The sequence below is a fragment of the Imbroritus primus genome (assembly GCF_964332355.1).
Lineage (GTDB): Bacteria > Pseudomonadota > Gammaproteobacteria > Burkholderiales > Burkholderiaceae > Imbroritus > Imbroritus primus.
The window spans coordinates 1,381,874-1,408,430 of record NZ_OZ201293.1 but is presented as its reverse complement, the minus strand read 5'-3'; the positions used below and the strand labels follow the sequence as shown (position 1 = coordinate 1,408,430).

The window sequence follows — 26,557 nt, the reverse complement described above, 5'->3', positions numbered from 1 at the left end:
GCATGTCCCTGACAATGATGCGGGGCGTTACTCGCCTACCGCCTCGGATAGCGTGTCCGATGACGGCGTCGCCGATCCAGCCTCGCCGGCCTTGCTTGCGTGCCGGACACGGCGTAGAAACTCCACGGCCGTAGTGCGCTCGCGGCTGCGGCGGAATGGCGGCAGGCTCTGCCAGATCTGCTTGCCATAAGCCTTTTCGACGAGTCGCACATCGCAGATCATCAGCACACCACGATCGCTCTCCGAACGGATCAGGCGCCCTGCGCCCTGCTTCAGCGCAATGATGGCATGCGGCAGCTGATGCACGGCAAACGGGCTAAGGCCTTTCTTCTGCAAGACCTCCATGCGGGCCGCCAGTACGGGATCGTCCGGCGGCGCGAACGGCAGTTTGTCGATGATCACCAGTGACAGGGCATCGCCTCTGACATCGACGCCTTCCCAGAAACTCTGGCTGCCGACCAGCACGGCGTTGCCCAGCTCGCGGAAACGGTCCAGCAGTTCTGTACGGCTCGCCTGCCCTTGCACCAGCAGCGGCATCTCCCAGCCACGCGACTCGAACTCATCGCGCAGGCGGTCCGCCGCCCGTTCCACGGCACGCAACGTGGTGCACAGCAGGAAGGCGCGCCCACCGCTGGCCTCGATCAGCGGCAAAGCCGCATCGACCACGGCATCGGTGAACTGCGGCGACTGCGGTTGCGGCAGGTCGCGCGGCACATACAGCAATCCCTGTCGGCCGTAGTCGAAGGGACTGGGCAGCGTCATGGATGCCTCGCGGTCGAGCCCCAGTTGCGCGGCATAGTGCGTGAAATTGCCTTTGACAGACAACGTCGCCGAGGTGAATACCCAGGCACGCGGCACACCTGCACGCTGCTTGCTGAAAATACCCGCAATGGACAGCGGCGTGAGGTGCAGCTGTACGGCGGAAGAGAACACCTCCACCCAGCGCACCGATTCGGCCTCGGCCGGTGCCTTGTCCGGCGCAATCCACGCTTCCAGTTGCGTGCAGATCGCGACAGCGCGGCGATGGCACTGCTCGATCGTTTCGGCACGCTCTGCCTGCGTTTCCAGCACTGCGGCAAAATCCGACAGTGCGCTGCGCAAGGCCTCCAGCGTCTCGCCGAACTGTCGGCCCATGTCGGCATCGGCCTCGATCTGCGTGACCGACAGGCGCGCGCCGTCCTGACGGAACACCAGCCGCAGATCACGCGCGGCCCGCTCCACAGGCGCTGCGACGGCCGCCCAATCGGCTGCGTCGCGCGCCTGCGACAGCCCTTCCGCCACAGTATCGCGAGCCAGCTCGAGAATCTGGTTGGTCGACAAGGTCTGACCGAAGAACAGCGTTGCCGTATCCGGAAGCTGATGCGCCTCGTCGAAAATGATGGTATTGGCTGCGGGCAGCAGCTCAGCCATACCAGTGTCCTTGAGCATCACGTCGGCAAAGAACAGGTGGTGGTTGACCACCACCACGTCCGCCTGCTGGGCTTCCTTGCGGGCCTGCATGACGAAGCAGTCTTTGTAGTATGCGCAATCGGATCCCAGGCAGTTATCGCGTGTCGATGTCACCAGTTGCCATACCGGGGCATTCTCCGGTACGGACGACAGCTCCGCCTTGTCGCCGCTGCGCGTGGTCTTCAGGAAGCGGTTGATTTCGCGCAGGTTTGCCGCATCCTGCCGCGACGCGAGCCGCCCATTCTGGCTGGCCCGCTCGAGGTGGTAGTGGCACACGTAGTTGCTACGCCCTTTCAGCAGCGCCACGGTGACGGGCACATTGAGCGCCTTGCGCACCGCCGGGATATCGCGAAGAAATAGCTGGTCCTGCAGGTTCTTCGTGCCTGTCGACACAATCACCTTGCCGCCCCACAGCATCGCCGGGACGAGGTAGGCGTAAGTCTTGCCGGTGCCGGTCCCGGCCTCGACGATCAGCGAGCCATTGGCCTCGATGGCGCCGGCGACCGCGCATGCCATGTCGCGCTGCGACTGGCGCGGCCGGTATCCGGGAATAGCTGTAGAGAAGGCGCCATCCTCGGCAAACATCGATTGCAGTTCGGCTTCATGCGCGGGCGATGGGCGCGCTGCAGATATGCGCGCTGGCGTATCAGTGGAGACTGGGGCGTGGGAAGGCGTGGTGTCGGACAAAATCGTTCTGCACGGGCGGCAAGGCCATTGCCGCCAACATCATTTCAGGCAAGGTGATCAGGCTCGAGCTGCAACTGCAGCAGCATGATCGTATCCTTGAGCTTGAGCCGGCGCTTCTTGAGCCGCTTCAGATGCAGCTCGTCGCAATCCGGTGCGGCGGCGATCCGGTCGATCAGATAGTCGAGATCGCGGTGCTCGATCTGCAGTTCGATCAGTTGCCGCGAAATGGTATTCAGGTCCTGATCCATTTTTCTGTTCTCCCGGCGCACCCGGGGACAGGGTGCGCATGCTGCAGTCGTTCCGGCCGATTCAATTGCCCAACGGGCTACGAGGCTGGCCTTTCTCGGCACGCTCTTTTGCCTTCTCGCGGCGCTCTTCGAGCTGCTGCTGGCGGGTCTGCGCATCGCGCTGCTTCTGCTCGAAGGCCTCAACATTACGTGCACGTTCCTGCGCCTTTCGCGCGCCTTCCTCGTGAGCCTGCCGGATCTTGGCGTCGAAATCCGCCTGTTTGCGGGCATGCTCGGCCGCATTCTCGGCACGCTGTGGGGCTTCCGCAGCACGCTCGGCTTCGCGCATTGCGTGGGCGCGCTGTTTTTCGTCAAACGCGGCCTGGTTGCGGCGCGCCTCGGCATCGCGTTGGCCCTGCTCTGCCTCGTACTGGGCCTTGCGGATGGCCGCCTCGCGATCCCGGATGGCTGCTTTCTGCGCACGCTCGGCGTCGTTCACCGCGATTTCACGGCGGCGGATATCCTGCAGTGCCTCGCGGCGGATATCCTCTGCCTTGTTGAGACAGGCGTTCACAAAAAAGCGGTCATAGCATGCATGCTCCGCTTCCTTGAAGCGATATTCGGTCCACTGCCGCGCGGCATCAAGCGTGTTGCGCTCGGCGTCGAAGTCGCGTCCGCCCTGCGCCGTGGCCGCCTGGCAATTCCAGGCAGAAGCCGCCAGCAGCATGGCCAGCCATGGCCGCACGAGGCGAGCCCAAGAAAGTCGGAAATGAAGTTGCATACCCATGGCCGAATTCTATCACTCGGGCCCTCGCACGGAGCGACTGGCAGACGCACCGTACGCTTGTGGCAAAATGCCCCGCTTTCGGCACGTTTGCGTGCCGGCATTGTGATTGCAAGCAAGCGAGACCCACTGAATGTCCGATTCCGTACTGCAGAAAATCGTGTCGCATATCGCGGCTGAACTCTCCGTACAACCCCGCCAGGTCGCCGCTGCGGTCGCCCTGCTCGACGAAGGCGCCACCGTGCCCTTTATCGCACGCTACCGCAAGGAGGTCACTGGCAACCTCGACGATACGCAGTTGCGGCAGCTCGAAGAGCGCCTGCTGTATCTGCGCGAACTGGAAGACCGGCGTGCTGCGATCCTGGCGTCGATAGAAGAGCAAGGCAAGCTGACCGATGAGTTGCGTACCGCAGTGGAAGCAGCCGCGACCAAGCAGGCACTGGAAGATCTCTACCTGCCCTACAAGCAGAAACGACGCACCCGCGCGCAGATCGCCCGCGAAGCCGGCCTCGAGCCGCTGGCACGCGCGCTGCTCGAAAATCCGATGCTTGATCCGCAGACCGAAGCCGCCAAGTACGTCAACGACAAGCCGGCCAACGAAGGCGGCGTGGCCGATACCAAGGCCGCACTGGATGGCGCACGCGACATCCTCTCGGAAGAGTTCGGCGAAACCGCCGCCCTGCTCGGCCGCCTGCGCGACATGCTGTGGCAGCAAGGTGTGTTGGCCTCGACAGTGGTGGCCGGCAAGGAAACCGCCGAGGAAGAGAAGTTCCGCGATTACTATGCCTACTCGGAAACGATCCGCACCGTGCCTTCCCATCGCGCACTGGCATTGTTCCGGGGACGCAATGCCGGCGTGCTGATGCTGCGCCTCGGGCTGGGCGAAGAGCAGGATGCGCTCGTGCCGCATCCCTGCGAAGGTGTAATCGCTGCACACGTCGGCATTCGCAACGAAGGCCGCCCGGCCGACAAGTGGCTCTCGGATGTCTGTCGCTGGTGCTGGCGCGTGAAGGTTCAGCCGCATCTGGAAAGCGAATTGCTGATGCAACTGCGCGAAGCTGCTGAGGCTGAAGCAATCAAGGTCTTTGGCCGCAATTTGCACGAACTGCTGCTGGCTGCACCAGCTGGCCCCAAGGCCGTCCTGGGTCTCGATCCAGGCTTGCGAACCGGTGTGAAGGTCGCTGTGGTTGATGCGACCGGCAAGCTGCTCGATACCAGCACGATCTACCCGCATGAGCCGCGCCGCGACTGGAATGGTTCGCTAGCGACGCTCGGCGCGCTGTGCAAGAAGCATGGCGTGAAGTTGATCGCCATCGGCAACGGCACCGCCAGCCGCGAAACCGACAAGCTGGCACAGGACTTGATCAAAGGGCTGCCCGACCTTGGTATGACCAAGATCGTGGTCAGCGAAGCCGGCGCGTCCGTGTACTCCGCATCGGAACTCGCGGCCAAGGAATTTCCGGACCTGGATGTATCGCTGCGCGGGGCAGTGTCGATTGCCCGCCGCCTGCAGGATCCGCTGGCCGAACTCGTCAAGATCGAGCCGAAATCAATCGGCGTGGGCCAGTACCAGCACGACGTGAACCAGCGCGAGCTGGCGCGTGCCCTCGACGCCGTGGTGGAAGACTGCGTGAATGCGGTCGGCGTGGATGTGAATACCGCCTCGGTCGCTTTGCTGGCGCGCGTATCCGGCCTGAACAGCACGCTGGCACGCAATATCGTCGAGTTCCGCGATGCTAATGGCCCGTTTGCCTCGCGCGCAGCCTTGCTGAAAGTGCCGCGCCTTGGCGACAAGACTTTCGAGCAGGCAGCAGGCTTCCTGCGCATCAACGATGGCGAGAATCCACTCGACCGCTCGTCGGTGCACCCCGAGGCCTATCCGGTGGTGCAGCGTATCCTGGAGCGGATCAAGAAGGGAATCCGCGATGTCATGGGGAATTCCGAGACGCTGCGTGGCCTCTCGGCCCGGGAGTTTACCGATGAACGTTTCGGTGAACCAACGGTGCGCGACATCCTCACCGAACTGGAAAAACCCGGACGCGATCCGCGTCCCGAATTCAAGACGGCCACCTTCCAGGAGGGCGTGGAGGATATTCGCGACCTGGTGCCGGGCATGGTGCTCGAGGGTGTGGTGACAAACGTGGCTGCCTTTGGCGCATTCGTCGATATCGGTGTGCACCAGGATGGCCTCGTACACATTTCCGCGCTGTCGAACAAGTTCGTCAAGGATCCGTATGAAGTGGTCAAGGCCGGACAGATCGTCCGCGTCAAGGTGATGGAGGTGGACGCCAAGCGCAACCGTATCGGCCTGTCCATGCGGCTCGATGACACGCCTGGGGAGGCTGCGCGCCCCGGCGCGGATCGCGGCGCACCTGCGGCACGCGGCCCGCGGCAGAGCGGTCCCCGACAAGCCGCCGAGCCGGCCATGGGCGGCGCGATGGCAGCGGCATTTGCCAAGCTGAAGCGCTAATGACCGTGCTGTGACATCACTGCGTGACTAGGGCGCCCCTTGGTCACGCAACGTGCTGCGGCGCTTCGATGAACGTATCCCAGGCACACGCCGCTCGCGGGCTAGCTAGGCAGCGAAGACGTCTTGCTCCGCCCGCGGGGAGCGACAGCGAGCCGAGTGATGTCGTTGGCCGCGATGCCTGCTACGTCTCCAAGGCGCGCGCCTCTGTCTTTCCGTCAAATCTCGACTTTCGTCCCGAGTTCCACTACCCGGTTTGCGGGGATATGGAAAAAGTCCGAAGGCTTTGCGCCATTCTGATGCATCCAGGCAAAAATGCGCTCCCGGAACATCGACATGCCCGGCAGCTTGGACGGCACCACGGATTCACGTGCAATGAAGAACGACGTGTCCATCAGCTCGAACGGCATGTCCAGCTGGGATTGCGCCAGCTGCATCACCTGGTTGACGTCAGGCGTTTCCTTGAAGCCAAAATCCGCCTTGAGGATGTACACGCCGCTCCCGAGTTCAGTCAGGCTCAGGCGTTCAAGGTCGCTGACATAGGGGATGTCGCGCGTGACGAAACTCATGAAGACCACGCGCTCATGGAGCACCCGGTTGTGCTTCAAGTTATGCAGCAGCGACACTGGCACGGATTCGGTATTGCCCGTCAGGAACACTGCAGTCCCTTCGACGCGGTGGGGCGGATAGGCCAGCAACGCGGCAATAAACGGCTCCAGCGGAATACCGTCCTCCAGCGTGCGGGCGCGCAGCAATGCGCGTCCGCGATACCAGGTCATCAGCAGGAAGAACGTGATGGATCCCAGCAATAGCGGGAACCAGCCGCCGTCTTTGAGCTTGATCAGGTTGGCAGTCCAGAATGCGATGTCGATCACGAGGAAGGCAATCACCAACCCGATGATCAGCAAGGGATTCCACCCCCACTCGCGCCTCATCACGACCGAGACAAGCAGCGTCGTGATCAGCATGGTGGTCGTGACGGCAATACCATAGGCAGCCGCCAGATTCTCGGATTTCTTGAATGACACGACCGTAATCAGAACCAGGATGAGCAGCGTCCAATTGACGATCGGAATATAGATTTGCCCGCGCTCTGCGGCTGACGTGTGACGGATCAGCATGCGCGGCATCAGGCCCAGCTGGATGGCCTGGCTGGTGAGCGAGAACGCTCCCGAGATCACGGCCTGCGAGGCAATGACAGTCGCACAGGTGGCCAGCAGCACCATCGGAAACAGCGCCCATTCTGGCACCATCAGATAGAACGGATTGCTGATGGCGCTCGGCGTCGTCACCAGCAATGCACCCTGCCCAAAGTAATTCAGCAGCAGGCACGGCAACACGACGAACAGCCATGCCAGCCTGACCGGCTTGGCGCCGAAATGGCCCATGTCGAGGTAGAGCGCCTCCACACCCGTGACGACCAGAACGACCGAACCCATGACGATGAACGCCTGCAGCGTATGTTCGGTAACGAACTCATACGCATAGAAGGGATTGATCGAAACAAGGATCTCGGGCGCCTTGATGATATTGAGCAGCCCCAACGCGCCCAGAGAAACGAACCACAGCAGTGTGATCGGACCGAACAGCCGGCCCACCGCCTCGGTACCGAAACGCTGGATCAGGAAGATGGCCGTAAGGATCGTCACAGTAATGGGAATGACGTAGTGATTCAGGCCTGGCGCGGCCACTTCCAGTCCTTCAACTGCCGATAGCACCGAAATCGCCGGCGTGATAACCGACTCGCCATATAGCATGCAGGCGGCAAACACACCCAGCATCATGAACATGCGCGCCCGGCCGGAGCCCGGCGCCGCTGAACGCAAGGCCAGCGCCATCAGCGACAGCACACCGCCCTCGCCGTTATTGTCGGCACGCATGACGAAGGCCACGTACTTGACCGTCACAACCAGGATCAGCGCCCAGAACAGCATGGAAATGATGCCGTAGGTGGCTTCAGTGGAAAATGGAATACCGTGCTCCGGACTGAAGCATTCCTTGAGGGCATACAGCGGGCTGGTGCCGATGTCTCCAAAGACCACGCCAATCGCCCCGAGCATCAGGAGCCGAAGACTCTGGTTTTCGGATGCATGCCCGTTGGCTGGCAATGAATGCGAGGCGACGTTGCTCATTCGATTTCCATTGTTCCGTGTCGTCGGCGGAAACTGCCGCGCCCGGTTTTATATTGCAGTGCACAAGCGCGCCATTTTACTCTCGGCCCCATGCTTTTGATAGGCGGGTAATCCGATGTGGCGGGAAGACATCATTACGTGATCTGCAAGCTACCTATCCCGCGCTATATGCTCTCTATAGAAATAAATCATTTATAATGATTCCATAGAAAGGAGTCAGCCATGTCCATTCTGAATCGCCCACTCTCTGCATCCCGGCCGGTGCCAGATCCTGGCGCGACCTTAACGAAGGCGGTCATGCGTGCGGCCGGCCATCTTGGACTCAGCCAATCGCTGGTCGCCAGCGTGTTGGGGGTGAGCGCTGCCTCGGTCTCGCGTATGGCGGGAGGCCAATACGTGCTGGACAACCATCGCAAGGAATGGGAATTCGGCGTGCTGTTCGTACGCATGTTCCGTTCGCTGGACGCCATCCTCGGACACGGGGAACAGGCGCGAACTTGGCTGCATGAAGACAACCTGGCGCTCGGCGGCAAGCCAGTGGAACTGATGCGCTCAACCGAGGGACTGGTCCGTGTCGTTCACTACCTGGACGCCATCCGCGGTCGCGTCTGAGCGTCAGCCATTCAAGCTGACGCTGTGGCGCGCCGTAGAGGCGCAGCACGTGGTGTCGACCATGGCGCTGGTCGACAGCCTGGATGAGCAGCAGTTGCTGGAGGATATTCTCGATGCCGGCAAACCGCCCGTTCCGGCTGCGGCGCGCGGGCTGCACTACCTGCTGTTCACGCCATTCCGCTATCCACCCTCCCCGTATGGCTCGCGCTTTCGCGCACCCCACGATCCGGGGATTTTTTATGGCGCGCCGACGACACGCACGGCCTGCGCGGAACTCGGCTACTGGCGCTGGCGTTTCCTGATGGACAGTCCGGCGTTGCGGGCTATCGATGCACGCCCGCAAACGGTTTTCGAGGTGTGCGTTAAGGCGCGGGGCATTGCGCTCGATGCGCCCCCTTTCGATAGCGACAGAGCCCTATGGACGGATCCACGCGACTATGGCCCCTGCCAGGGGATGGCGCGGGTTGCCCGGCAGGCCGAGGTCGGCGTCATCCGCTACGCCTCCGTGCGCGATCCGGGCGGTGTGTGCCATGCGGTACTCGAGCCGTCAGCCTTCTGCGCGCCGGCCCCACTCACAACGACGACGTGGATGCTGACGATCCGCCGCGACCGTGTCATCTGGCAGCGCGATGACCTGATGCAACGCGAGCAGTACGAATTCGAAGCCAGCGAGTGGGCCGCCTGACCGGGCGGTGAGGTGCGCCGCCACACGGCGGCGCCGCACCCTGATCAGTTGCCCCAGCCTTCGAGGACGATCTTGCCGCGCATCTGCCCGGCTTCCACACGGCGATGCGCCTCGCGCAGATTGGCGGCATTGATGGGCGTAAGTACCTGCGCCAGGGTCGTACGCAGGCGGCCAGCGTCGATCAGCTCCGCCACATGCGACAGCAACCGATGCTGCTCGATCATGTCCGGTGTCTGGTGCATGGCGCGCGCGAACATGTACTCCCAATGGAAGCTGGCGGCCTTGACTTTCATGCCAGCCATGGGCGTCGGCAGGCTCGCATCGTCGATCGACACAATGCCGCCTTGCGGGCGGATCAGCTCCACGGCGGCATCCCAGTGCCGCATGTCATTGAAGATCGCAATGTGATCCACGTACCGGAACCCCGCCGCACGCACCTGCTCGACCAGGGAGCCGCGATGGTCAACGACATGATCTGCACCCAGGGCACGTACCCATTCAATGGTTTCCGGCCGCGACGCGGTCGCAATCACGATCAGGCCGGCCTGCTTCGCCAGCTGGATACCGATCGAACCCACCCCGCCGGCGCCACCGATGATCAGGATAGATTGGCCGCGATCCGCTCCGTCCCGCGCAATGCGCAAGCGGTCAAAGAAAGACTCGTAGGCGGTGATCGCCGTCAGCGGCAGCGCAGCGGCCTCGGCAAATGACAGGCTGCGCGGCTTGCACCCGACGATACGCTCATCAACCAGATGGAACTCCTGGTTAGTCCCGGTCCGGGTAATATCCCCGGCGTAATACACCTCGTCACCTGGCTTGAATAGCGTCACCTCCGGGCCGACGGCTTCGACGATACCGCTCGCGTCATAGCCAATGACACGGCCATCCGGCTCCTGCTTGTCCTTGGGTGCGCGCACCTTGGCGTCTACCGGATTGACCGACACAGCCTTGACCGCAACCAGGATGTCTCGCCCCTGCGGCGTGGGCCGAGGCAGATCCAGATCGACAAAGACGTCGGGATCGGTGACAGGCAAATAACGATAGAAGCCAACGGCTTTCATGCGAACTCCCCGAAGAACAGGTCTTGAAAACGTGCCCGAACGCACAGTGCCCTCTACTCTACCTCATGCGAAACCACCTTATAATCAGCAATAAATTTAATTCATAATTCGTATTTTCCAAATAATGGAACTGAGTCATCTCGCCTTATTCCTGCGAATTGTCGAAAAAGGAGGGCTGGCCGCCGCCGGCCGCGATTTCGGGCTTTCTCCGGCCACCGTCTCCGAGCGCCTGGCGGCCCTCGAGAACCACTACGGTGCCACGTTGCTCATCCGCACCACACGGGCAATCAGCCTGACCGATGAAGGCCGGATACTGGTAGAAGGTGCGCGGCGACTGTTGGCCGAGGCAGAAGAACTGGAAAACCGGATCCGTCTCGGCACGGAACGCATCTCCGGCCCGATCCGCCTAAGTGCTCCGGAAGACTTCGGCCGCCAGCGTATCGTCCCCATCATCGATGCATTCGTGATGGAACACCCCGACATCACCATCGACCTGAATCTAACCGATGGTTACGTCGACCTGGTGGGTCAAGGCCTCGACTTTGCCATTCGCCAGGGAACGCTTGCCGACAGTAGCCTGCGTGCCCGCTCCCTAGGCATGCATCGACGCATCGTGTGTGCAGCGCCTGCATATGTCGATGCTCATGGCGTGCCTATGCATCCCGGGGATCTGGCAAAGCATGCCTGTATCGTCATGCGTTTCGGCCAGAATCTTGATCATGCGTGGCCCTTCGTGATCAATGGAAGCATGCGCAAGGTCATGGTGAACAGCAAGTACATCGCCAATGATGGTGCCCTGGTCCGCCACTGGTGCAAGACTGGTTTGGGTATCGCGCTCAAATCCGAACGGGATATCGAAGAAGATCTGGCCAGCGGTACGCTGGTGGAGCTGCTCAAGGATTTTTCCGCGAGTCGTACCAGCCTGCAGATAGTCTATCCTTCGGCTGTGACACAACCCCGCCGGGTCCGCATGTTGATCGAACGTCTTGCCTCTAAGCTTGCGTCTGCTACGGCAGGAGGCTGACCTTGAAAGAAACACACCCAACATACTCATTGGCATCCCCATAATCGCCTCAGGAAATCAAGGCAATCACTTACAGCGATACCACACGTGCTTACCCAGCTCGAGTAGCAGCCAGAAAAAACCGCCCACGCCAAGTACGAGAGCGATATCGTTGACATGCAGCGGTCCAAATCGGAATAACTCGCTGAAGGATGGCGTAAGCAGGCCCATCGCCAGCATTCCGCTAATGGCCAGAAATATCCACCGCAGCGCGGGATTCGGTCGCCGTAGCGCCTTCATCAGGGAGGCACTGAACGAGCGGTTGACCAAAATCAGCGCGCCGATCACCGAGACAAGCGTAAAGAACGCTAGCGCCCTCACCTCATCCTCGGCCATGCCGCTTCTGGCAGCCAGAACGAATACTGTGCCAACCACGGCAAAAGCTCCGAGTCCCTGAAGCAGGCTCAAGCCGATCAGGACTCGCGAGAACAGTGGTTGCGCCGGCGAACGCGGCGGACGCTCCATGACATTGTCTTCTTCGACCTCGGCCTCGAAGGCCAGGGAACATACCGGATCGATGATCATCTCCAGAAAGGCGATATGAATGGGACCCAGAACGATCGGCAGGCCGGTAATCAATGGCAGCAAGGCAAGTCCGGCGATAGGCACGTGCACCGCAAAGATGAACCCCGTTGCCTTGCGAAGGTTGTCGTAGATACGCCGGCCAAGCCGGACGGCCTTGACGATCGAGCCGAAGTCGTCGTCCAGCAGCACAATGGACGATGCCTCACGCGCCACGTCAGTTCCACGCCCCCCCATGGAGATGCCGATATGCGCGGCCTTGAGGGATGGCGCGTCATTGACGCCGTCCCCGGTCATGGCGACGACTTCGCCATCAGTTTGGAGCGCCTGGACAATGCGCAACTTCTGTTCGGGCAGGATTCTGGCGAAGACGCTGGTGTCGCGCAGCGCAGCGGTCAATGCAGCATCATCGAGCAGGTCCAGATCCTTGCCAGTCAGGACCATCGAGGCATCGAGCCCGGCTTGGGATGCAATCGCCCGTGCGGTGACGGGATAATCGCCGGTCACCATGACGACACGAATGCCGGCTGAGCGGCATTCCTGGATGGCTTGGGGGACGCTCGCGCGCAAGGGGTCCACCAACCCGACAAGACCACGGAACGTGAATTCGAACCCTCTGGGCGTGGCCGGCAGATGCGCTGTTTCGCAGCGGGCTTCCGCCACGCCGAGCACGCGCAGGCCTTTCGCGGCCAAGACGCCCACCGCTGCCTCGACCGCCATTCTGCGATCGCCCTCCAGACCACACAGCTGCACGACCGCCTCCGGCGCCCCTTTGGTCGTCACCACACAGGCTGAGTCGCGGCCATCGGGATGCCATACCTGGGTAACGGCAAGCAGATCGGGCTGCAAACCATAGGTGCGAAGGCACGCCCAACGATGGGAGGCTTGTGCCATCTCGTCTCCCAGCCATGCGGAAGCGCATGCGTGGAAAGCTTTTTCCATGGGATCGACCGGCTCGGGATCGCTAGCGAGAAGACCGCACAAGACGAGGTCGCGGCCCGCCTGTGGCAACGCATGCGGCGTCTGTTGCTCCAACGGCAGTACGTCGCCGTTCGGAATGTACAACGCCGCGATTGTCATCCGGTTTTCCGTCAGAGTGCCCGTCTTGTCGGTACAGAGGACGGTCGCGGAACCCAGGGCCTCGATCGCCGTGGCGCGGCGCGTCAGGACGCGGGCGTGAGAAATCCGCCAGGCCCCCATGGCCATGAAGACGGCAAGGACGACAGGAAACTCTTCCGGCAGTAACGACATGCCTATCGCAATGCCGGCCAACCCGGCATTGAGCCAGTCTCCGCGCGAGAGGCCATTGAGCACAACCGCCAGCACGCTGATGGCGCCACCCGCCAGGGCAGCCACCTTCACCAGTTTCCGCGTTTCTGCGCGGAGTCGCGGAGGTTGCGCGTCTAGCGCATCGAGCACCTGGCCGATCTTTCCGATCTCGGTTTGCGCCCCCGTTGCCGTGACCTCGCCGAGCCCGCTGCCGCCGACCACCAGAGAACTGGCATACACATACGGCGCGTCCTCTCCCCCGGGGCGCAGATCAGCCCGGGCCGCGGCCCCGATCACAGCCTTGCGGACTGGCACCGATTCTCCCGTCAGCAGAGATTCGTCGACGCGCAGATCGCGGACCTGGAGGAGACGTGCATCGGCCGGCACCCTGTCGCCCTCGACAAGCACGACGATATCGCCACGCACCACCTCTCTGCCGGCAATCCGTTGGCGCTGCCCATTGCGGATGACCAGAGCCCGGGGGCTGGACAGGTCGTGCAGCGCTTCCATGACCCGCTCGGTGCGGGCTTCCTGGATCACCGTGATGAGCACCGACATGCCAGCGAAGAGAAGAAGAATCACTGCCTCCCGCACATCCCCAAGCAACAGGTAGATTCCACCTCCGGCCAGGAGCAACGCCAGCATCGGCTCGCGCAACACATCCAGCACGATCCGGACAAGCGACCTGTGGCCCGAGCGCGGCAGCTCATTGGGACCGTCGGCGGCCAGTCTCCTGCGCGCCTCCGCATCCTCCAGCCCCTGGACGGGCGTCACATCGAGCATGGGTTGCTCCTTTCATGCCATCCACCACAGTGTATGAGCAGAACCGCGCCCAAACCAGAGTGCACGAAAGCGCGCCGCATGGACGCTCTCTGCCCTGACGGTTTTCCGGGTCGAGACAGATCAATGTCGGATTGAGAGCTAGACGTAGCAGGGCGTAACCCGTCTTATATGATGCGACGGGGCACACTACCAGTCATCGTGTGGGCCAGATCTGGCGAGCCCGGTGGTATGCGCTTCACGCGCTGGGCCGCAGAAAAAAGAATCAGTTGACGCTGCGGCATGGGACGCATCGGCCACGCAGGTCCGGGCAACCAGCGACGGCATTGCAAAAGAATGCGCCACTACAAACAACAATGCCGCTGCGAAACCTGAGTTTTCGCCAGCGGCATGTCTTTGAATCTGGTTGCGGGGGTAGGACTTGAACCTACGACCTTCGGGTTATGAGCCCGACGAGCTGCCAACTGCTCCACCCCGCGTCCGTTGAAGCTGTAACTATAACGCAATCTTTGCGGCAATGCAACAGCTTTCATCACGAAGTGATATATGCTGCCGCACTCAGCGGCCGGCGGCGCAGCATTTCATGGAAGCGCGGGCGGGCTCCAACAGGTGGCGCGGATGATACACTGCGTGGATTCCACGTCGGATGCGCTCATGAAATTCTGTTCGAATTGCGGCCACGCGGTCGCTCTCCGCATACCGGAAGGCGACACGCGCCCACGCCATGTCTGCGACAACTGTCACACGATTCACTATGTGAATCCGCGTAACGTCGTCGGCACCGTGCCCGTGTGGCAGGACAAGATCCTGCTGTGCCGCCGCGCGATCGAGCCTCGCTACGGCTACTGGACCCTTCCCGCGGGTTTCATGGAAATCGGCGAGACTACGGCGGAGGCCGGCGCACGTGAAACTTTGGAAGAAGCCGGCGCACGCGTCACCGTCGGGGAGCTGTTCTCGATCATGAATGTGCCGCACGTGCATCAGGTGCATCTGTTCTATCTGGCGCAGCTCAATGACCTCGACATCGCAGCCGGTGAGGAAAGCCTCGAAGTCCGGCTGTTCGACGAGGAGGAGATTCCCTGGAGCCAACTGGCCTTCCCGACCGTCATCCATACCCTGCGCTTTTTCTTCGAAGACCGCGATGCCGGGCGCGTGCGCGACGGTAGCTTCCGCCTGCACACGATGGACATCGAAAAGCCCTTGCAACCGCTGGGACCCGACGGCCACTCACTGTCCTGACACATGATTGCCTGGCTCGATCCGCACGATCCGTTTCCGGACGTGGAACAGGCACTCGGTGCCGGGACCGATGCGCCCGGCCTGCTGGCAGCCAGCCGTGATCTCTCGCCGGAACGCCTGCTGAGCGCCTACCGCCAGGGCATTTTCCCCTGGTATTCGAGCGGCCAGCCGGTCCTGTGGTGGAGCACCGACCCGCGCATGGTGCTGAAGCCGGAGGCGTTCAAGGTTTCCCGCACCTTCCGCAAAACATTGCGCCGCGTCGAAACCGATCCTGACTGGGCGATCCGCGTTGATACCGATTTCCACGCCGTGATGCGGGCCTGTGCCAGTGCATACCGGCCAGGCCAGCACGGCACCTGGATTACCGACGAGATCCGCACGGCCTACAGCGCCCTCTACCTCCAGGGCATGGCTCACACGGTGGAGGCCTGGTACCAGGGCGAGCGCGTGGGCGGCCTCTACGGTGTTGCCCTGGGCCGCATGTTCTATGGCGAATCGATGTTCGCGCATCGTACGGATGCCTCGAAAATCGCTCTCGCCGCCCTGTGTGCGTTTCTCAGCAAACACGGTGTAGCGATGATAGACTGCCAGCAAGAGACCGAGCATTTGGCATCGCTCGGCGCGTCGCCCATCGCGCGCGCCGAGTTCATCGATCATGTTCGACGCGCCACGGCCTTGCCCGGCATCGTGCCATGGCAATTCGACAAATCGGTGCTTTCTCACTGGACCCGCCGTTACCATGAGTAAGCTTAAGGAACTTCCGCTTTCCGCATTGCAGTTCTATGCGACAGCCCCTTACGCATGCAGTTATCTCGATAACCGCCTGGCCCGTTCACAGGTTGCCACGCCTGCCCATCTGATCAACGCCGACGTCTATTCGCAGCTGGTCCGCGCAGGCTTTCGCCGCAGCGGCATCTTCACGTACCGCCCCTATTGCGACGACTGTCGCGCCTGTACGCCGTGCCGCCTGGTTACGCAGGCCTTCGCGCCGAACCGGGCGCAGAAGCGCAGCTGGCGGCAGCATGGCGGCCTGACCGCCCTGGTGGCGCCGCTCACCTATGTGGAAGAACATTACGCGCTGTACCTGCGCTACCAGTCCCGGCGCCACGCAGGCGGCGGCATGGATGCGGACAGCCGCGAACAGTACGAGCAGTTCCTGCTGCAAAGCCGTGTCAACTCGCGCCTGGTGGAATTCCGCGAACCCGCCGACGCCGCTGAGCCCGGCAAGCTGCGCATGGTGAGCATGATCGACGTGCTGGACGACGGCCTGTCCTCGGTCTACACCTTCTACGATCCGGATGTGCCGCACTCGAGCTACGGCACCTACAACATCCTCTGGCAACTGGCCCAGGCGCGTGAACTGAGCCTGCCGTACCTGTATCTCGGCTACTGGATCCGCAATAGCCGCAAGATGGCCTACAAGGCCAACTTCCGTCCGCTCGAAGTCCTGGTCGACCATCGCTGGCAGCCGTTCGAAAGCGCCTTTCCCGAAGCATCCCGCGACCGCTGACGGAGCGCGCTCGGCTACAATGCCGGCTTGACCGATCCGACCCCGAGCCCATCGTGCTGAACGCGCTGTATCCCCTCGCCCGCCCCGCCCTGTTTGCGATGGATGCGGAAGATGCCCACCATTTCACGCTGCGCAGCCTCAAGCAGATGCATGCCTGTGGGTTGTCCGGACTGATCGGCAACCGTATCGCCGACAATCCGCGCACGCTCATGGGCATCCGCTTTCCCAATCCCGTGGGGCTGGCCGCAGGGCTCGACAAGGACGGCGCATATATCGATGCGCTGGCGGCGCTGGGTTTCGGTTTTATTGAAGTCGGTACCGTCACGCCACGCGCCCAGCCAGGCAACCCCCGCCCGCGCATGTTCCGCCTGCCGCAGAGCGAAGCGCTGATCAACCGCATGGGCTTCAACAATGGCGGCGTGGATGCCTTTCTGGCGAATGTGCAGGCATCGTCATGGCGGGCCGCCGGCGGCGTGCTGGGCCTGAATATCGGCAAAAATGCCGATACGCCCATCGAGCGCGCCGTGGATGATTACCTGTACTGCCTGGAAAGGGTGTATCCGCACGCGAGCTATGTGACCGTCAACATCTCGTCGCCGAATACCAAGAACCTGCGCCAACTGCAGGGCGCCAGCGAACTGGACGGCCTGCTCTCGACCTTGCGCACGGCGCAGCAGCGGTTGGCGGAGCAGCACAAGCGCTATGTGCCAATGGTCTTGAAAATCGCCCCGGATCTCGATGACGACCAGATCCGCAATATCGGCGACGCGCTACTGCGTCTTGGCATCGATGGCGTGATTGCCACCAATACCACACTGTCGCGCGAGGCGGTCCAGGGCATGCGTCATGCCGAAGAAGCCGGCGGACTGTCGGGCGCACCCGTCCGTACCGCTTCGCAGCGCGTCATCCAGGCATTGCGTGCCATCGTCGGCGATGATTTCCCGATCATCGGCGTAGGCGGCATCATGCACGGCGCGGATGCACGCGCCAAGATCGATGCTGGCGCCCAACTGGTTCAGCTATACACGGGCCTGATCTATCGCGGCCCGGCGCTCGTGCGGGAAGCGGCGCAGGCGCTCGCCTGAGCGTTCATCCGTCCCGCCACACCGCAAGACATGCTCACGCAGTACGCCCGCTGACACGCGCCTCCGCCTTGTCCAGCCACACGCCAAGCTGCTCCTGAATACCGGTGCTGCTGAAGGAGCAGCTGTCCTGCGAAAAGACGTCAGCCATCTCCAGTCGGCGCAGCAGCTCGTCGAGCACGCGCTGGAACGCCTCCGGCAGGGCCAGCGCAGGCGCCTGCCCACGAAACACCGTGACCACGGCCGTAGCAGCCACATCTCCCGCGACATAGGCCTGCAAAGTATCGCGCAGGTTGTCGAGCACACGCTGTTCAGGCGTGATGGCCGGCATGGGGGAAGATTGCATCGCTTACCTCTCCTGGTTGCTTCGACGATATTCTCGGTACTGTTCGCGGAATGTGCCGCCCTTGGGCGCCGGCATGTCGCGCGTCGCGCTCCACCCTTTACCCAACGGCATACGGGCAATACGCCCCTGGTCGCCGCCCATGCGCTTCAGTGTCCAGGCTGCGAGGCGTGTCGCCAAGGCATACAGGCTGGGCCGCAATGCCATATAGGCCCAAAGTTTCAGGCCGAGCCGTTCCTGCCAGGGACGCAGGCCGCGCTCCATCTGTTTTTCGCGTAGCTTGCGTAACAGGTCTGACAAGGGAATCGAAGCCGGACACACCCGGTTGCACTCGCCGCACAAGGTCGCAGCCTGCGGCAGATCGAGCGCGTTCTCGATCCCGGTGTAGCTCGGCGTGAGCACGCTGCCCATCGGACCGGGATAGACCCAGCCATAGGCGTGGCCGCCGATTTTCTGGTACACCGGGCAGTGGTTCATGCACGCGCCGCAGCGGATACAGCGCAGCATCTCTTGGAACTCGCCGCCCAGCAATCCGGAACGTCCCCCATCTACCAGTACGATATACATGTGCTCCGGGCCGTCACGCTCATCCGGTGCACGCGGCCCCGTCAGCAACGACAGGTAGTTCGAGATCGACTGCCCCGTCGCCGAACGGGGCAGCAGCCGGATCACCGTGGCCAGGTCCTCGAGCGTCGGCAGGACTTTTTCGATGCCCGTCACGGCGACGTGCACACGTGGCATGACGGTACACATGCCTTCATTGCCTTCGTTCGTCACGATGGCCACCGAGCCGGTTTCGGCAATCACGAAATTGCCGCCCGTGACGCCCATGTCCGCGCTCAGAAATTCCGGACGCAGCGTGTCGCGCGCTTCCCGGGTCATTTCCGAGATGTCGGTCAGCCGCGGCTTGCGATGTACGCGCGCGAACAGATCGGCGATTTCGTCCTTGTCCTTGTGTACCACGGGGGCAATGATGTGTGAAGGCGGCTCGTTGTCATTGATCTGCAGGATGTACTCGCCAAGATCGGTCTCGACACTCTGCACGCCCATCTCCGCCAGCACCTGGTTGAGGCGCATTTCCTCCGTCACCATCGACTTGCTCTTGATGACTTTGCGTACACCGTGGCGCTGCGCGATCTCGGCCACCAGCCGCGCCGCATCGGCCGTAGTTTCGGCGTACAGCACCGTGGTGCCACGCTGCGCGGCCTGGGCCTCGAACTGCTCGAGCCACACATCCAGGTTTTCCAGCGCGCGGTTGCGCCGCTCCTTCAACGCTGCACGCGTCGCTTCGAAGTCGATCTCCCGAATCGCCGTGGCGCGTGCGCTTACGAACTTGGTTGAGAGCTTCTTGAGATTATTCTGCAGACGCTGATCGGCAAGCTTCTCGCCAGCACGCGCCTTGAAGTTCATGGATTGGACCTGCATGATCTTCTCCCTCAGGCGTCGCCAGCCAGCACCTGCGCCACATGCAGCACACGTGTGTGTTCGTTGCCGGTACGGCGTAGTCGCCCTTCAATATTGAGCATGCAACCGACATCGCCGAGCACCACGGCGTCCGCGCCGCTGCCGGCGATGCTGGCGCATTTCTCGTCGACGATGGCAGTAGAGATATCGCCGTACTTCAGTGAAAACGTACCGCCGAACCCGCAACAGGCCTCGCAATCAGGCATCTCGGTCACGGTGACGCCTGGCAACTGCGCCAGCAAGGCGCGTGGCTGCGATTTGACGCCCAGCTCGCGCAGCCCGGAGCAGGAATCATGGTAGGTAATGTGGCCGGCAAATTGTGACGGCAGGTCCTTCAGCTGCACGACGTTGACCAGGAAATCGGTCAGCTCATACACCTTCGGCTGCAGGCGTGCGTAGCGCCCCTGGAGTTCAGGGTCGTCACGGAACAGGTCGCCGTAATGATGGCGGATCATGCCGCCACAGGATCCGGATGGTACGACGACATAGTCGAACTGCTCGAACTCGCGCAGCATTTTCTCCGCAAGATCGCGTGCCGCCGCGCGATCTCCGGAGTTGTATCCAGGCTGCCCGCAGCACGTCTGGGCCTGCGGCACCATCACGTCACAACCGGCATGCTCCAATAGCTTGACCACGGAGAAACCGATATCGGGGCGCATCAGGTCGATCAGGCAGGTCACGAACAGTCCGACGCGCATAGCAGCACCCCTGTTGATAGTTGCGTCCCCGCATTATGGCGTGGGGCGGGATGCGCAGGCAAATCGGACATTGATATCGCAATGCAGCAAAATCGGCGTATCCTAGACGTTCCTGCATTGCGTATTGTCTGCCAGGCATGTGAAGCAGCAACCACACATGATGGCGCAAGCGCAGCATGCCGCACGGCATTTCACCACTTGAAATTTTCACAATGTGAGATAGAATGGAGCCGTTCCACACATCTCAAGATCCCGCTGCAATGACTGATGCCGACAAGGTCGACAAAGAACCAGGCAAAACATCCATTCAAGTCATCGAACGCATGGTCATGCTGCTCGATGCGCTGGCCCTGCATGCGGATCCGGTCAGCCTCAAGGAATTGTCTCTCGCGACCGGCCTCCACCCTTCCACTGCGCACCGTATCCTGAACGACATGGTCGCCTGCCGTTTTGTCGACCGTTCCGATCCGGGCAGCTACCGGCTTGGCATGCGCCTGCTGGAGCTCGGCAACCTGGTGAAGGCTCGCCTGTCGGTACGTGAAGCGGCGCTGGTCCCGATGCGCGCCCTGCACCGCCTGACCGGGCAAACGGTGAACCTGTCGGTACGCCAGGGCGACGAGATCGTCTATATCGAACGGGCCTACAGCGAACGTTCCGGCATGCAGGTGGTACGTGCCATCGGTGGACGCGCACCTTTGCATCTGACCTCGGTTGGCAAGCTATTTCTCGCCGCCGATGAAATCGGCCGCGTCCGTGCCTACGCGACGCGAACCGGGCTCTCAGGCCATACCAGCACCTCGATCACGGATCCAGCCAAGCTGGAGCGTGAACTGAGCTGGGTGCGGACCAATGGCTACGCGCGCGACAACGAAGAACTCGAACTCGGCGTGCGTTGCATTGCTGCCGGAATCTACGATGACTCGCGCCGCCTAGTCGCCGGACTCTCCTTGTCCGCGCCAGCCGATCGTTTGCAGGACAGCTGGCTGGAGCATCTGAAGGACACCGCGCTGCAGATCTCGCGGGGCATGGGCTACCTGGAAGAAACCTGATATTTCATCGGGGCAGGACCAATAAAAAAGCACCTGTGACCAGGTGCTTTTTTACGCCCTCGATACCACCGAGGCATCGACTTCCATCAAGTCCCGCGCGGTGCCATGCCGCTGAGCACCTGCTGCGGCGCGTTCGGCGAACGCGTGTACGGGCCACGCGGCACCGGAGTATGCTCAAGCCAGTCGCGTACGCGCACCGCATCGGCAAAGCGCGAGAGCTTGCCAGCGGAATCAAGGAACACCATCACCACGTCGCGGCCCTGCACCTTGGCTTGCATTACCAGGCAACGGCCAGCTTCACTGATAAAGCCGGTCTTCTGCAGGCCGATATCCCAGTCGCCGCCACGCACCAGACGGTTGGTGTTCACATAGTGCAGCGTCCGGCCATTGAGCGCGGTAATGCTGTGTTCCGTCTGCGTCGAGTAGCTGCGGATTACAGGGTTACGATGAGCCGCGACCACCAGCTTGGCCAGGTCCGCCGCGCTGGACACATTGCTGCTCGACAGGCCGCTGGAATCAACGAAACGCGAATCCGTCATGCCAAGCTCGCGCGCCTTGCGATTCATGGCTTGCACAAACGCCGGCAGGCCGCCTGGGTAATGGCGACCCAGCACGGATGCGGCACGGTTTTCAGATGACATCAATGCCAGCAGCATGAATTCATGGCGCGGCAGCTGCAAGCCATATTGCAGGCGCGAGCTGGTGCCCTTTTCCAGGTCACGGTCAGCTTCGCTTACCTCGAGGATCTCGTCCATCGGCTGGCGCGCATCCATCACCACCAGCGCAGTCATCAGCTTGGTGATCGAGGCAATCGGCAACACTGCCAGCGGATTTTTCTGGAACAGCACTTCATTGGTATTCTGGTCCATCACCAGCGCCACACTGGAGCGCAGGTCCAGGGCATCCTGCGTATCGCGCAGGCCCAGCGCCTCGCCGAGCGACGGGCGGGCCGGTGCAGGTGTAAATGCTGCACGCATCGGTTCGGCCTGGCGCACGCGAGTCACCACCACACGGCGCTTGCCGTTCACCACCGTCACACGGCGCACGGCCACGGTTCTGGTTGCTTCCTGACGGCTGCCCCGCGCCGCAGCCTTCTTGCTCTCGGCACGTGTCGCAACCACCTTGCCGCCCTTGCGCGTGCCCGTTTCCTTGCGCTTGACCGTGGTTTGCTTGGCGTTCGATTTCTTGGAAGCGCTCTTGGTTTCGGTCGCGCTCTTCTTGCCCGGTGCAGCGGCCACATCAGGAGCGTACGCGGCAGAAAGGGCCATAAGGCAAGCAGCCGCTACCGAGGCGAGCGCGCCGGAAAAGCGGGGAAATCGGGAGTCTAAGAAAAGCATGGTGGCTGGCGCGCGCGGGGGCTGGGATGGCGTTAGTGTATGCAAAAATAAATTTCTGATCAAGATGAAGGACTTACCGAATCTATTTAAAGCAGGTTTACCCTGATTTTTCACTTGATGAAAAATTCCTTCGGTCGCGTACGGGAGACCTCAAAATTATGTTGCAAAGCAGCAACAATTAACGGTTTTATTCAATATAGCGGGTGAATTGCGCTACCGCTTCCCGTTCCGTTGTCAGCGAATTCTCCACGGCCGCCGGATCGGCCCAGCCCAGCGACATCCCGCACACCACCATCTGCTCGGCGGGCAACGCCAGCTGTGCTGAAATCACACGGTGAAAGCGGGTAAACGCCGCCTGCGGGCACGTATCGAGCCCCCGGGCGCGCGCCGCGATCATGATGTTCTGCAAGAACATGCCATAGTCCAGCCAACTGCCCTGCCCCAACCGCCGGTCGATCGTAAAGATCAGCCCCACCGGGGCGTCGAAGAACGCGTAGTTCCGCGCGTTCTGGGCGCTGATCTTTTCCTTGTCGCCCTTCTGGATACGCAGTAGCCCGTACAGGTCCCAGCCAACCTTGCGGCGTCGGTCCAGATACGGCGAGAACCACTCCTTGGGATAGTACGCATATTCCTCGTAATGCCCCTGCGCCGTCTCAGGATTGCGATACGCCTCGAGAATGGCCTCGGACAGCCGCTGCCGCGCAGCGCCGGTGAGCACGTGGACATGCCATGGCTGGGCATTGGTCCCTGACGGCGCCCGGCTGGCGACACCAAGAATTGCATCGATGGTCGACCGGGGTACGGCATCCGGCAGGTAGGCGCGCACCGAGCGCCGCGAGGTGATGGCGGCATCAACCGCGGCAATGGCGGCTGCATCTGGGGCAGAATTCTCAGGTTTCATGGCAACTCACGGAAATGCTCGTCGTACGCTCGATACAACCATCGACAGACGTGATGGAAAACGCGCCAGACACTGCATCAAGCGCGTCGCGCAGGCTTGCGGAGGACCAGCGCTACCCCCGCCGCGGCCAGCACCATGCCGGCCATGGCCGCTGGCCTGAAGCTCTCGCCAAACAAGCCCCACGCCATCAATGCCGTCGTGGGTGGCGTCAGATACATCAGCGCCGACACACTGGTCGCGGCACCGCGACGAATTAGCAGGAACAGTAACGACATGGCGCCGATCGACATGGTCAGCACGGCCCACAGCAAGGCGCCGATCAGTTCCGGCGCCCATTCGATCTCCCGGGTTTCGAACAGGAACATCAATGGCAGGCACACCAACCCTGCGGCAGCGAACTGGATCAGCGATCCCATGCGCAGGTCGAATACCGGACAAAAACGCTTCTGATAAATCGTGCCGACCGTGATCGATAGCAGCGCCATCACGCACAAGGTCAGGCTGATGGGCGTGACGCCAGCCACATCCAGCTTGTTCGATACAACCAGCGCAACACCCACGATGCCCAGCAGCAATCCGCTCCATTGGCGCGCCGACACCTGCTCACCGGTAGCCGATGCATACACCGCGGTGAGAATCGGCTGCATGCCAACGATCAGCGCCGACAGGCCTACCGGCATGCCGAGCCGGATGGCAGCCCACACCCCCCCGATATAGCCGGTCTGCAACAGTAATCCGGCGACCGAGAGATGGCCGATGGCGCGCCAGTCGATGCGACCGCGCGCATGGGGCAGCGGCACCCGCGTCAGCAGCGCGATCGGCGCCATGCACAGCACCACGCCTGCACACCGCACGAACATGAAGGTCATCGGCTCCGCATGCGGCATCGCATACTTGGCGATAATGAAGCCGGTACTCCAGATCACAACGAATACCCATGGCATCATCTGCAGCCACAGGTTATCCGGCTGCGCCGTGTCGTCCGGCGAGAGCGTTGGGCACGTCATGCAGCCGTTCTCGCTGCGTGAAGACGGGCATGCATGCGCGCCGCCAGCAACACGGTCTGCTCGTGCACGGCCACAGTGTGCGCGATCTCACTGCCATAGCCACCGGCCATGGTGACCGCAATGGGAATGCCGTGCGTACGCGCAACATCGAAAACCATCCGGTCGCGTTCGGCCAGGCCATCCATGGTCAGACACAGCCGGCCCAGCCGATCGCCTTCATGGGGATCGGCCCCCGCGAGATAGATCAGGAGTCCCGGCACGAAACGCCCCAGCATGAGATCGAGCGCGCCCTGCAAGGCATCAAGGTACTGCGCGTCGCTACAGCCATCGGGCAAGCCGACATCGAGATCGCTCGCTTCCTTGCGGAACGGGTAATTGCGCTCGCCATGCAGCGACAGCGTGAATACCGTCGCATCATCCCGCAGGATCGAAGCCGTGCCATTCCCCTGGTGTACGTCCAGATCGATCACCGCGACACGCAGTTGGCGACCCTCGGCATCGGCGTCTTGCTGCAGGCGCCGCACAGCGATGGCCGAGTCGTTGAACACACAGAATCCGCCGCCCTTGTCCGCATAGGCGTGATGCGTACCGCCAGCGAGATTGACTGCAATGCCGTCACGCATGGCCTGGCGGCACGCAGCAATCGTCGCCCCGGCGGAACGCCTTGAGCGCTCCACCATGGCCTCAGACCATGGAAAGCCGATTTCGCGCTGACGCGCCGGCTCAAGGGTACCCGCCGACACCTTCTGCACATACTCGTCCGTATGGGCCAGCAGCAAATCGGCATCCGAGGCGCGCGGCGCCTCCCGCAGCGTAATGCCGGCACTGGAGGCTGTCACGGCATCGCGCAGCATCCGGTATTTCTGCATCGGAAAACGATGTCCTTCGGGCAAGGGCAAGACGAAGTGGTCAGCGTAATAAGCGTGCATCAGGATGGGGCGAACTGCAGAAGACAATGCGTGGTCACAGAAATACCGCGAAAACCACATGATGCATGGTAGCACCGCATACCGCCCGCCAGCGGCGTACGCAGCACATGCGAGAACAAAGCACGATCAAAAAGTGGCCGCTGCAACACGATTTCCCTCTGGTCATTTCGCATTGCTTAAATCTGACTTGAATTTTTTGTGCAACGCACAAAAATCGCTTGACATCGAACGTGCGGTCAATAGAATAGGAATTGTTGCGACGCATCAAAACGATGTTTCGCTCCGTGCCCGGAGCCCGCCGTCACACTTTCGACATCGAGGCCATGTAGCGTTTGAGGGCATCCACCGTTCAACCGTCGTACCCCGATGATACTGGAGACTGCAATGCTGACGCCGGAACAAATCGCCGCTGCCAACAAAGCCAACCTCGAAACCCTGTTCGGCCTCACCACCAAGGCCTTCGAAAGCGTCGAGAAGCTCGTCGAACTGAATCTGCAAGTGGTCAAGGCCAGCTTTGCGGAAAACGTCGATACCGCCAAGAAGGTCCTGTCCGTGAAGGATGCCCAGGAGCTCATGGCCGTCCAGGCCGCCCTGATCCAGCCGGTCGCCGAAAAAGCCCTGGCCTATACCCGTCACCTGTACGAGATCGCCTCGGACACCGGTTCGGAATTCAACAAGGTCGCTGAATCGCAGATCGCCGAAAGCAGCCAGCGCGTGCAGTCGCTCGTCGACAACATCGCCCGCAATGCACCGGCTGGCTCGGAAAGCGCCGTCGCCCTCGCAAAGTCGGCCATCTCCGCAGCCAACAATGCGTATGACTCGGTGCAAAAGGCCACGAAGCAGGCTGTCGAAATCGCCGAAAGCAATTTCCACGCAGCCACCAACGTTGCTGCCAAGGCTGCACAGCAAGCCACTGCGCAAGCCCGCACGTCCGCCAAGAAGGCCGCTGCCTGACGCACAGGCAACCGCCTCCCTGAAAACGGCGCCATCCCCTTCGGGTTGGCGCCGTTTTTCTTTTCACCTGGTCACCAGCCTGATCGGCAAGATCACCGCAAGCAAGCATTCTCTACGTGTCGCCTGTTCGGCTGCCCTCTTCCCTCGCACCGCCCCACCACACCCTAGCGGTTGATCAAGTCGAGAGCGACGGCGCTCTGTCGCCCTTCGCGACGCGCCGCATGGATGCCCTGCACCAGGACATGCAATGATTTCCTGCGTGGCTTTTGGCTTTTTCAACATGGCCCTCAGCCAAGGCACATTTTC

At 61.9% G+C, this 26,557-nt stretch carries 23 protein-coding genes and 1 tRNA gene; 10 read left to right on the top strand and 14 right to left on the bottom strand.

The window, feature by feature from the left end:
- Nucleotides 1-27 precede the first annotated feature (27 nt).
- From ACQ3C8_RS06480 to ACQ3C8_RS06470, 3 genes are all read right to left on the bottom strand, one after another.
- The gene (locus ACQ3C8_RS06480; protein ID WP_428853043.1) at nucleotides 28-2,034 is read right to left on the bottom strand and encodes an ATP-dependent DNA helicase; all 2,007 of its coding nucleotides are present in this window, start codon (nucleotides 2,032-2,034) and stop codon (nucleotides 28-30) included.
- A 146-nt stretch (nucleotides 2,035-2,180) separates the two neighbouring features.
- Nucleotides 2,181-2,384: a DUF465 domain-containing protein gene (locus tag ACQ3C8_RS06475; protein WP_009522531.1), complete on the bottom strand. Its 204-nt coding sequence runs from the start codon at nucleotides 2,382-2,384 to the stop codon at nucleotides 2,181-2,183.
- 61 nt (nucleotides 2,385-2,445) lie between these two features.
- Nucleotides 2,446-3,150: a hypothetical protein gene (locus tag ACQ3C8_RS06470; protein ID WP_428852879.1), complete on the bottom strand. Its 705-nt coding sequence runs from the start codon at nucleotides 3,148-3,150 to the stop codon at nucleotides 2,446-2,448.
- 130 nt (nucleotides 3,151-3,280) lie between these two features.
- On the opposite strand from ACQ3C8_RS06470, the gene ACQ3C8_RS06465 reads away from it, so the two are divergent.
- Entirely contained in the window at nucleotides 3,281-5,617 is a 2,337-nt protein-coding gene (locus tag ACQ3C8_RS06465) for a Tex family protein (RefSeq protein ID WP_428852878.1), read from the top strand.
- Nucleotides 5,618-5,832: 215 nt separating this feature from the next.
- On the opposite strand, the gene ACQ3C8_RS06460 is transcribed toward ACQ3C8_RS06465, so the two are convergent.
- Complete coding sequence (locus ACQ3C8_RS06460) at nucleotides 5,833-7,746, bottom strand: potassium transporter Kup (RefSeq protein ID WP_009522528.1); 1,914 nt, start codon at nucleotides 7,744-7,746, stop codon at nucleotides 5,833-5,835.
- Between the two features lie 222 nt (nucleotides 7,747-7,968).
- On the opposite strand from ACQ3C8_RS06460, the gene ACQ3C8_RS06455 reads away from it, so the two are divergent.
- Entirely contained in the window at nucleotides 7,969-8,358 is a 390-nt protein-coding gene (locus tag ACQ3C8_RS06455) for an MbcA/ParS/Xre antitoxin family protein (RefSeq protein WP_428852877.1), read from the top strand.
- Nucleotides 8,318-9,043 (top strand): RES family NAD+ phosphorylase, encoded by a 726-nt coding sequence (locus tag ACQ3C8_RS06450; RefSeq protein ID WP_009522526.1) that lies wholly within the window; start codon nucleotides 8,318-8,320, stop codon nucleotides 9,041-9,043. Before ACQ3C8_RS06455 ends, ACQ3C8_RS06450 begins: the two co-directional genes overlap by 41 nt.
- A gap of 44 nt (nucleotides 9,044-9,087) precedes the next feature.
- Here the strand turns inward: ACQ3C8_RS06450 and ACQ3C8_RS06445 are convergent, their stop codons facing one another.
- Complete coding sequence (locus ACQ3C8_RS06445) at nucleotides 9,088-10,104, bottom strand: zinc-binding alcohol dehydrogenase family protein (RefSeq protein WP_428852876.1); 1,017 nt, start codon at nucleotides 10,102-10,104, stop codon at nucleotides 9,088-9,090.
- Between the two features lie 124 nt (nucleotides 10,105-10,228).
- Here ACQ3C8_RS06445 and ACQ3C8_RS06440 point away from each other — a divergent pair, with 124 nt between their 5' ends.
- Nucleotides 10,229-11,128 (top strand): LysR family transcriptional regulator, encoded by a 900-nt coding sequence (locus tag ACQ3C8_RS06440; RefSeq protein ID WP_428852875.1) that lies wholly within the window; start codon nucleotides 10,229-10,231, stop codon nucleotides 11,126-11,128.
- A 66-nt stretch (nucleotides 11,129-11,194) separates the two neighbouring features.
- Here ACQ3C8_RS06440 and ACQ3C8_RS06435 read toward each other — a convergent pair whose 3' ends face one another.
- Together ACQ3C8_RS06435 and ACQ3C8_RS06430 are read right to left on the bottom strand one after the other, a co-directional pair.
- A complete protein-coding gene (locus ACQ3C8_RS06435) occupies nucleotides 11,195-13,741 on the bottom strand; it encodes a cation-translocating P-type ATPase (RefSeq protein ID WP_428852874.1) in 2,547 nt (848 codons plus the stop codon).
- Nucleotides 13,742-14,141: 400 nt separating this feature from the next.
- Nucleotides 14,142-14,217, bottom strand: a tRNA-Met gene (locus tag ACQ3C8_RS06430).
- A gap of 175 nt (nucleotides 14,218-14,392) precedes the next feature.
- Here ACQ3C8_RS06430 and ACQ3C8_RS06425 point away from each other — a divergent pair.
- The 4 genes from ACQ3C8_RS06425 to ACQ3C8_RS06410 are packed head-to-tail and all read left to right on the top strand — an operon-like array spanning nucleotide 14,393 to nucleotide 17,572.
- Nucleotides 14,393-14,977, top strand: a complete 585-nt coding sequence (locus ACQ3C8_RS06425) for an NUDIX hydrolase (protein ID WP_037030018.1) — start codon at nucleotides 14,393-14,395, stop codon at nucleotides 14,975-14,977.
- A 3-nt stretch (nucleotides 14,978-14,980) separates the two neighbouring features.
- On the top strand, nucleotides 14,981-15,724 hold the full coding sequence (aat, locus tag ACQ3C8_RS06420) for a leucyl/phenylalanyl-tRNA--protein transferase (protein WP_428852873.1): 744 nt from the start codon (nucleotides 14,981-14,983) through the stop codon (nucleotides 15,722-15,724).
- Complete coding sequence (locus ACQ3C8_RS06415) at nucleotides 15,717-16,487, top strand: arginyltransferase (protein WP_428852872.1); 771 nt, start codon at nucleotides 15,717-15,719, stop codon at nucleotides 16,485-16,487. Before aat ends, ACQ3C8_RS06415 begins: the two co-directional genes overlap by 8 nt.
- Nucleotides 16,488-16,540: 53 nt before the next feature.
- Nucleotides 16,541-17,572 (top strand): quinone-dependent dihydroorotate dehydrogenase, encoded by a 1,032-nt coding sequence (locus tag ACQ3C8_RS06410; protein ID WP_428852871.1) that lies wholly within the window; start codon nucleotides 16,541-16,543, stop codon nucleotides 17,570-17,572.
- Between the two features lie 34 nt (nucleotides 17,573-17,606).
- Here ACQ3C8_RS06410 and ACQ3C8_RS06405 read toward each other — a convergent pair whose 3' ends face one another.
- Genes ACQ3C8_RS06405 through ACQ3C8_RS06395 form a run of 3 tightly spaced genes read right to left on the bottom strand, consistent with a single transcriptional unit; the run spans nucleotide 17,607 to nucleotide 20,074 of the window.
- Complete coding sequence (locus tag ACQ3C8_RS06405; RefSeq protein WP_428852870.1) at nucleotides 17,607-17,915, bottom strand: hypothetical protein; 309 nt, start codon at nucleotides 17,913-17,915, stop codon at nucleotides 17,607-17,609.
- A gap of 3 nt (nucleotides 17,916-17,918) precedes the next feature.
- Entirely contained in the window at nucleotides 17,919-19,337 is a 1,419-nt protein-coding gene (locus tag ACQ3C8_RS06400; RefSeq protein ID WP_428852869.1) for a LutB/LldF family L-lactate oxidation iron-sulfur protein, read from the bottom strand.
- A gap of 11 nt (nucleotides 19,338-19,348) precedes the next feature.
- Nucleotides 19,349-20,074, bottom strand: coding sequence for a (Fe-S)-binding protein (locus ACQ3C8_RS06395; RefSeq protein ID WP_428852868.1), 726 nt, complete (start codon nucleotides 20,072-20,074; stop codon nucleotides 19,349-19,351).
- Nucleotides 20,075-20,334: 260 nt separating this feature from the next.
- On the opposite strand from ACQ3C8_RS06395, the gene ACQ3C8_RS06390 reads away from it, so the two are divergent.
- The gene (locus ACQ3C8_RS06390; protein WP_037029879.1) at nucleotides 20,335-21,123 is read left to right on the top strand and encodes an IclR family transcriptional regulator; all 789 of its coding nucleotides are present in this window, start codon (nucleotides 20,335-20,337) and stop codon (nucleotides 21,121-21,123) included.
- 86 nt (nucleotides 21,124-21,209) lie between these two features.
- On the opposite strand, the gene pbpG is transcribed toward ACQ3C8_RS06390, so the two are convergent.
- The 4 genes from pbpG to ACQ3C8_RS06370 all read right to left on the bottom strand — a co-directional run bounded on the left by pbpG (nucleotide 21,210) and on the right by ACQ3C8_RS06370 (nucleotide 25,297).
- A complete protein-coding gene (gene pbpG / locus ACQ3C8_RS06385) occupies nucleotides 21,210-22,391 on the bottom strand; it encodes a D-alanyl-D-alanine endopeptidase (RefSeq protein WP_428852867.1) in 1,182 nt (393 codons plus the stop codon).
- 256 nt (nucleotides 22,392-22,647) lie between these two features.
- Nucleotides 22,648-23,361: a nitroreductase gene (locus tag ACQ3C8_RS06380; protein WP_009522513.1), complete on the bottom strand. Its 714-nt coding sequence runs from the start codon at nucleotides 23,359-23,361 to the stop codon at nucleotides 22,648-22,650.
- Between the two features lie 77 nt (nucleotides 23,362-23,438).
- Nucleotides 23,439-24,368: a DMT family transporter gene (locus ACQ3C8_RS06375; protein WP_428852866.1), complete on the bottom strand. Its 930-nt coding sequence runs from the start codon at nucleotides 24,366-24,368 to the stop codon at nucleotides 23,439-23,441.
- Nucleotides 24,365-25,297, bottom strand: coding sequence for a histone deacetylase family protein (locus ACQ3C8_RS06370; RefSeq protein WP_428852865.1), 933 nt, complete (start codon nucleotides 25,295-25,297; stop codon nucleotides 24,365-24,367). Before ACQ3C8_RS06370 ends, ACQ3C8_RS06375 begins: the two co-directional genes overlap by 4 nt.
- A gap of 384 nt (nucleotides 25,298-25,681) precedes the next feature.
- On the opposite strand from ACQ3C8_RS06370, the gene ACQ3C8_RS06365 reads away from it, so the two are divergent.
- Nucleotides 25,682-26,251 carry a phasin family protein gene (locus ACQ3C8_RS06365; protein ID WP_009522510.1) on the top strand — a complete coding sequence of 190 codons (570 nt, stop codon included), beginning with the start codon at nucleotides 25,682-25,684 and terminating at the stop codon, nucleotides 26,249-26,251.
- Nucleotides 26,252-26,557 lie beyond the last annotated feature (306 nt).

Bases quoted from the DNA above. Each gene is read 5' to 3' on its own strand.
- ACQ3C8_RS06480 (WP_428853043.1), bottom strand. From the start codon at position 2,034: ATGTTTGCCGAGGATGGCGCCTTCTCTACAGCTATTCCCGGATACCGG.
- ACQ3C8_RS06475 (WP_009522531.1), bottom strand. From the start codon at position 2,384: ATGGATCAGGACCTGAATACCATTTCGCGGCAACTGATCGAACTGCAG.
- ACQ3C8_RS06470 (WP_428852879.1), bottom strand. From the start codon at position 3,150: ATGGGTATGCAACTTCATTTCCGACTTTCTTGGGCTCGCCTCGTGCGG.
- ACQ3C8_RS06465 (WP_428852878.1), top strand. From the start codon at position 3,281: ATGTCCGATTCCGTACTGCAGAAAATCGTGTCGCATATCGCGGCTGAA.
- ACQ3C8_RS06460 (WP_009522528.1), bottom strand. From the start codon at position 7,746: ATGAGCAACGTCGCCTCGCATTCATTGCCAGCCAACGGGCATGCATCC.
- ACQ3C8_RS06455 (WP_428852877.1), top strand. From the start codon at position 7,969: ATGTCCATTCTGAATCGCCCACTCTCTGCATCCCGGCCGGTGCCAGAT.
- ACQ3C8_RS06445 (WP_428852876.1), bottom strand. From the start codon at position 10,104: ATGAAAGCCGTTGGCTTCTATCGTTATTTGCCTGTCACCGATCCCGAC.
- ACQ3C8_RS06440 (WP_428852875.1), top strand. From the start codon at position 10,229: ATGGAACTGAGTCATCTCGCCTTATTCCTGCGAATTGTCGAAAAAGGA.
- ACQ3C8_RS06435 (WP_428852874.1), bottom strand. From the start codon at position 13,741: ATGCTCGATGTGACGCCCGTCCAGGGGCTGGAGGATGCGGAGGCGCGC.
- ACQ3C8_RS06425 (WP_037030018.1), top strand. From the start codon at position 14,393: ATGAAATTCTGTTCGAATTGCGGCCACGCGGTCGCTCTCCGCATACCG.
- aat (WP_428852873.1), top strand. From the start codon at position 14,981: ATGATTGCCTGGCTCGATCCGCACGATCCGTTTCCGGACGTGGAACAG.
- ACQ3C8_RS06415 (WP_428852872.1), top strand. From the start codon at position 15,717: ATGAGTAAGCTTAAGGAACTTCCGCTTTCCGCATTGCAGTTCTATGCG.
- ACQ3C8_RS06405 (WP_428852870.1), bottom strand. From the start codon at position 17,915: ATGCAATCTTCCCCCATGCCGGCCATCACGCCTGAACAGCGTGTGCTC.
- ACQ3C8_RS06400 (WP_428852869.1), bottom strand. From the start codon at position 19,337: ATGCAGGTCCAATCCATGAACTTCAAGGCGCGTGCTGGCGAGAAGCTT.
- ACQ3C8_RS06395 (WP_428852868.1), bottom strand. From the start codon at position 20,074: ATGCGCGTCGGACTGTTCGTGACCTGCCTGATCGACCTGATGCGCCCC.
- ACQ3C8_RS06390 (WP_037029879.1), top strand. From the start codon at position 20,335: ATGACTGATGCCGACAAGGTCGACAAAGAACCAGGCAAAACATCCATT.
- pbpG (WP_428852867.1), bottom strand. From the start codon at position 22,391: ATGGCCCTTTCTGCCGCGTACGCTCCTGATGTGGCCGCTGCACCGGGC.
- ACQ3C8_RS06380 (WP_009522513.1), bottom strand. From the start codon at position 23,361: ATGAAACCTGAGAATTCTGCCCCAGATGCAGCCGCCATTGCCGCGGTT.
- ACQ3C8_RS06375 (WP_428852866.1), bottom strand. From the start codon at position 24,368: ATGACGTGCCCAACGCTCTCGCCGGACGACACGGCGCAGCCGGATAAC.
- ACQ3C8_RS06370 (WP_428852865.1), bottom strand. From the start codon at position 25,297: ATGCACGCTTATTACGCTGACCACTTCGTCTTGCCCTTGCCCGAAGGA.
- ACQ3C8_RS06365 (WP_009522510.1), top strand. From the start codon at position 25,682: ATGCTGACGCCGGAACAAATCGCCGCTGCCAACAAAGCCAACCTCGAA.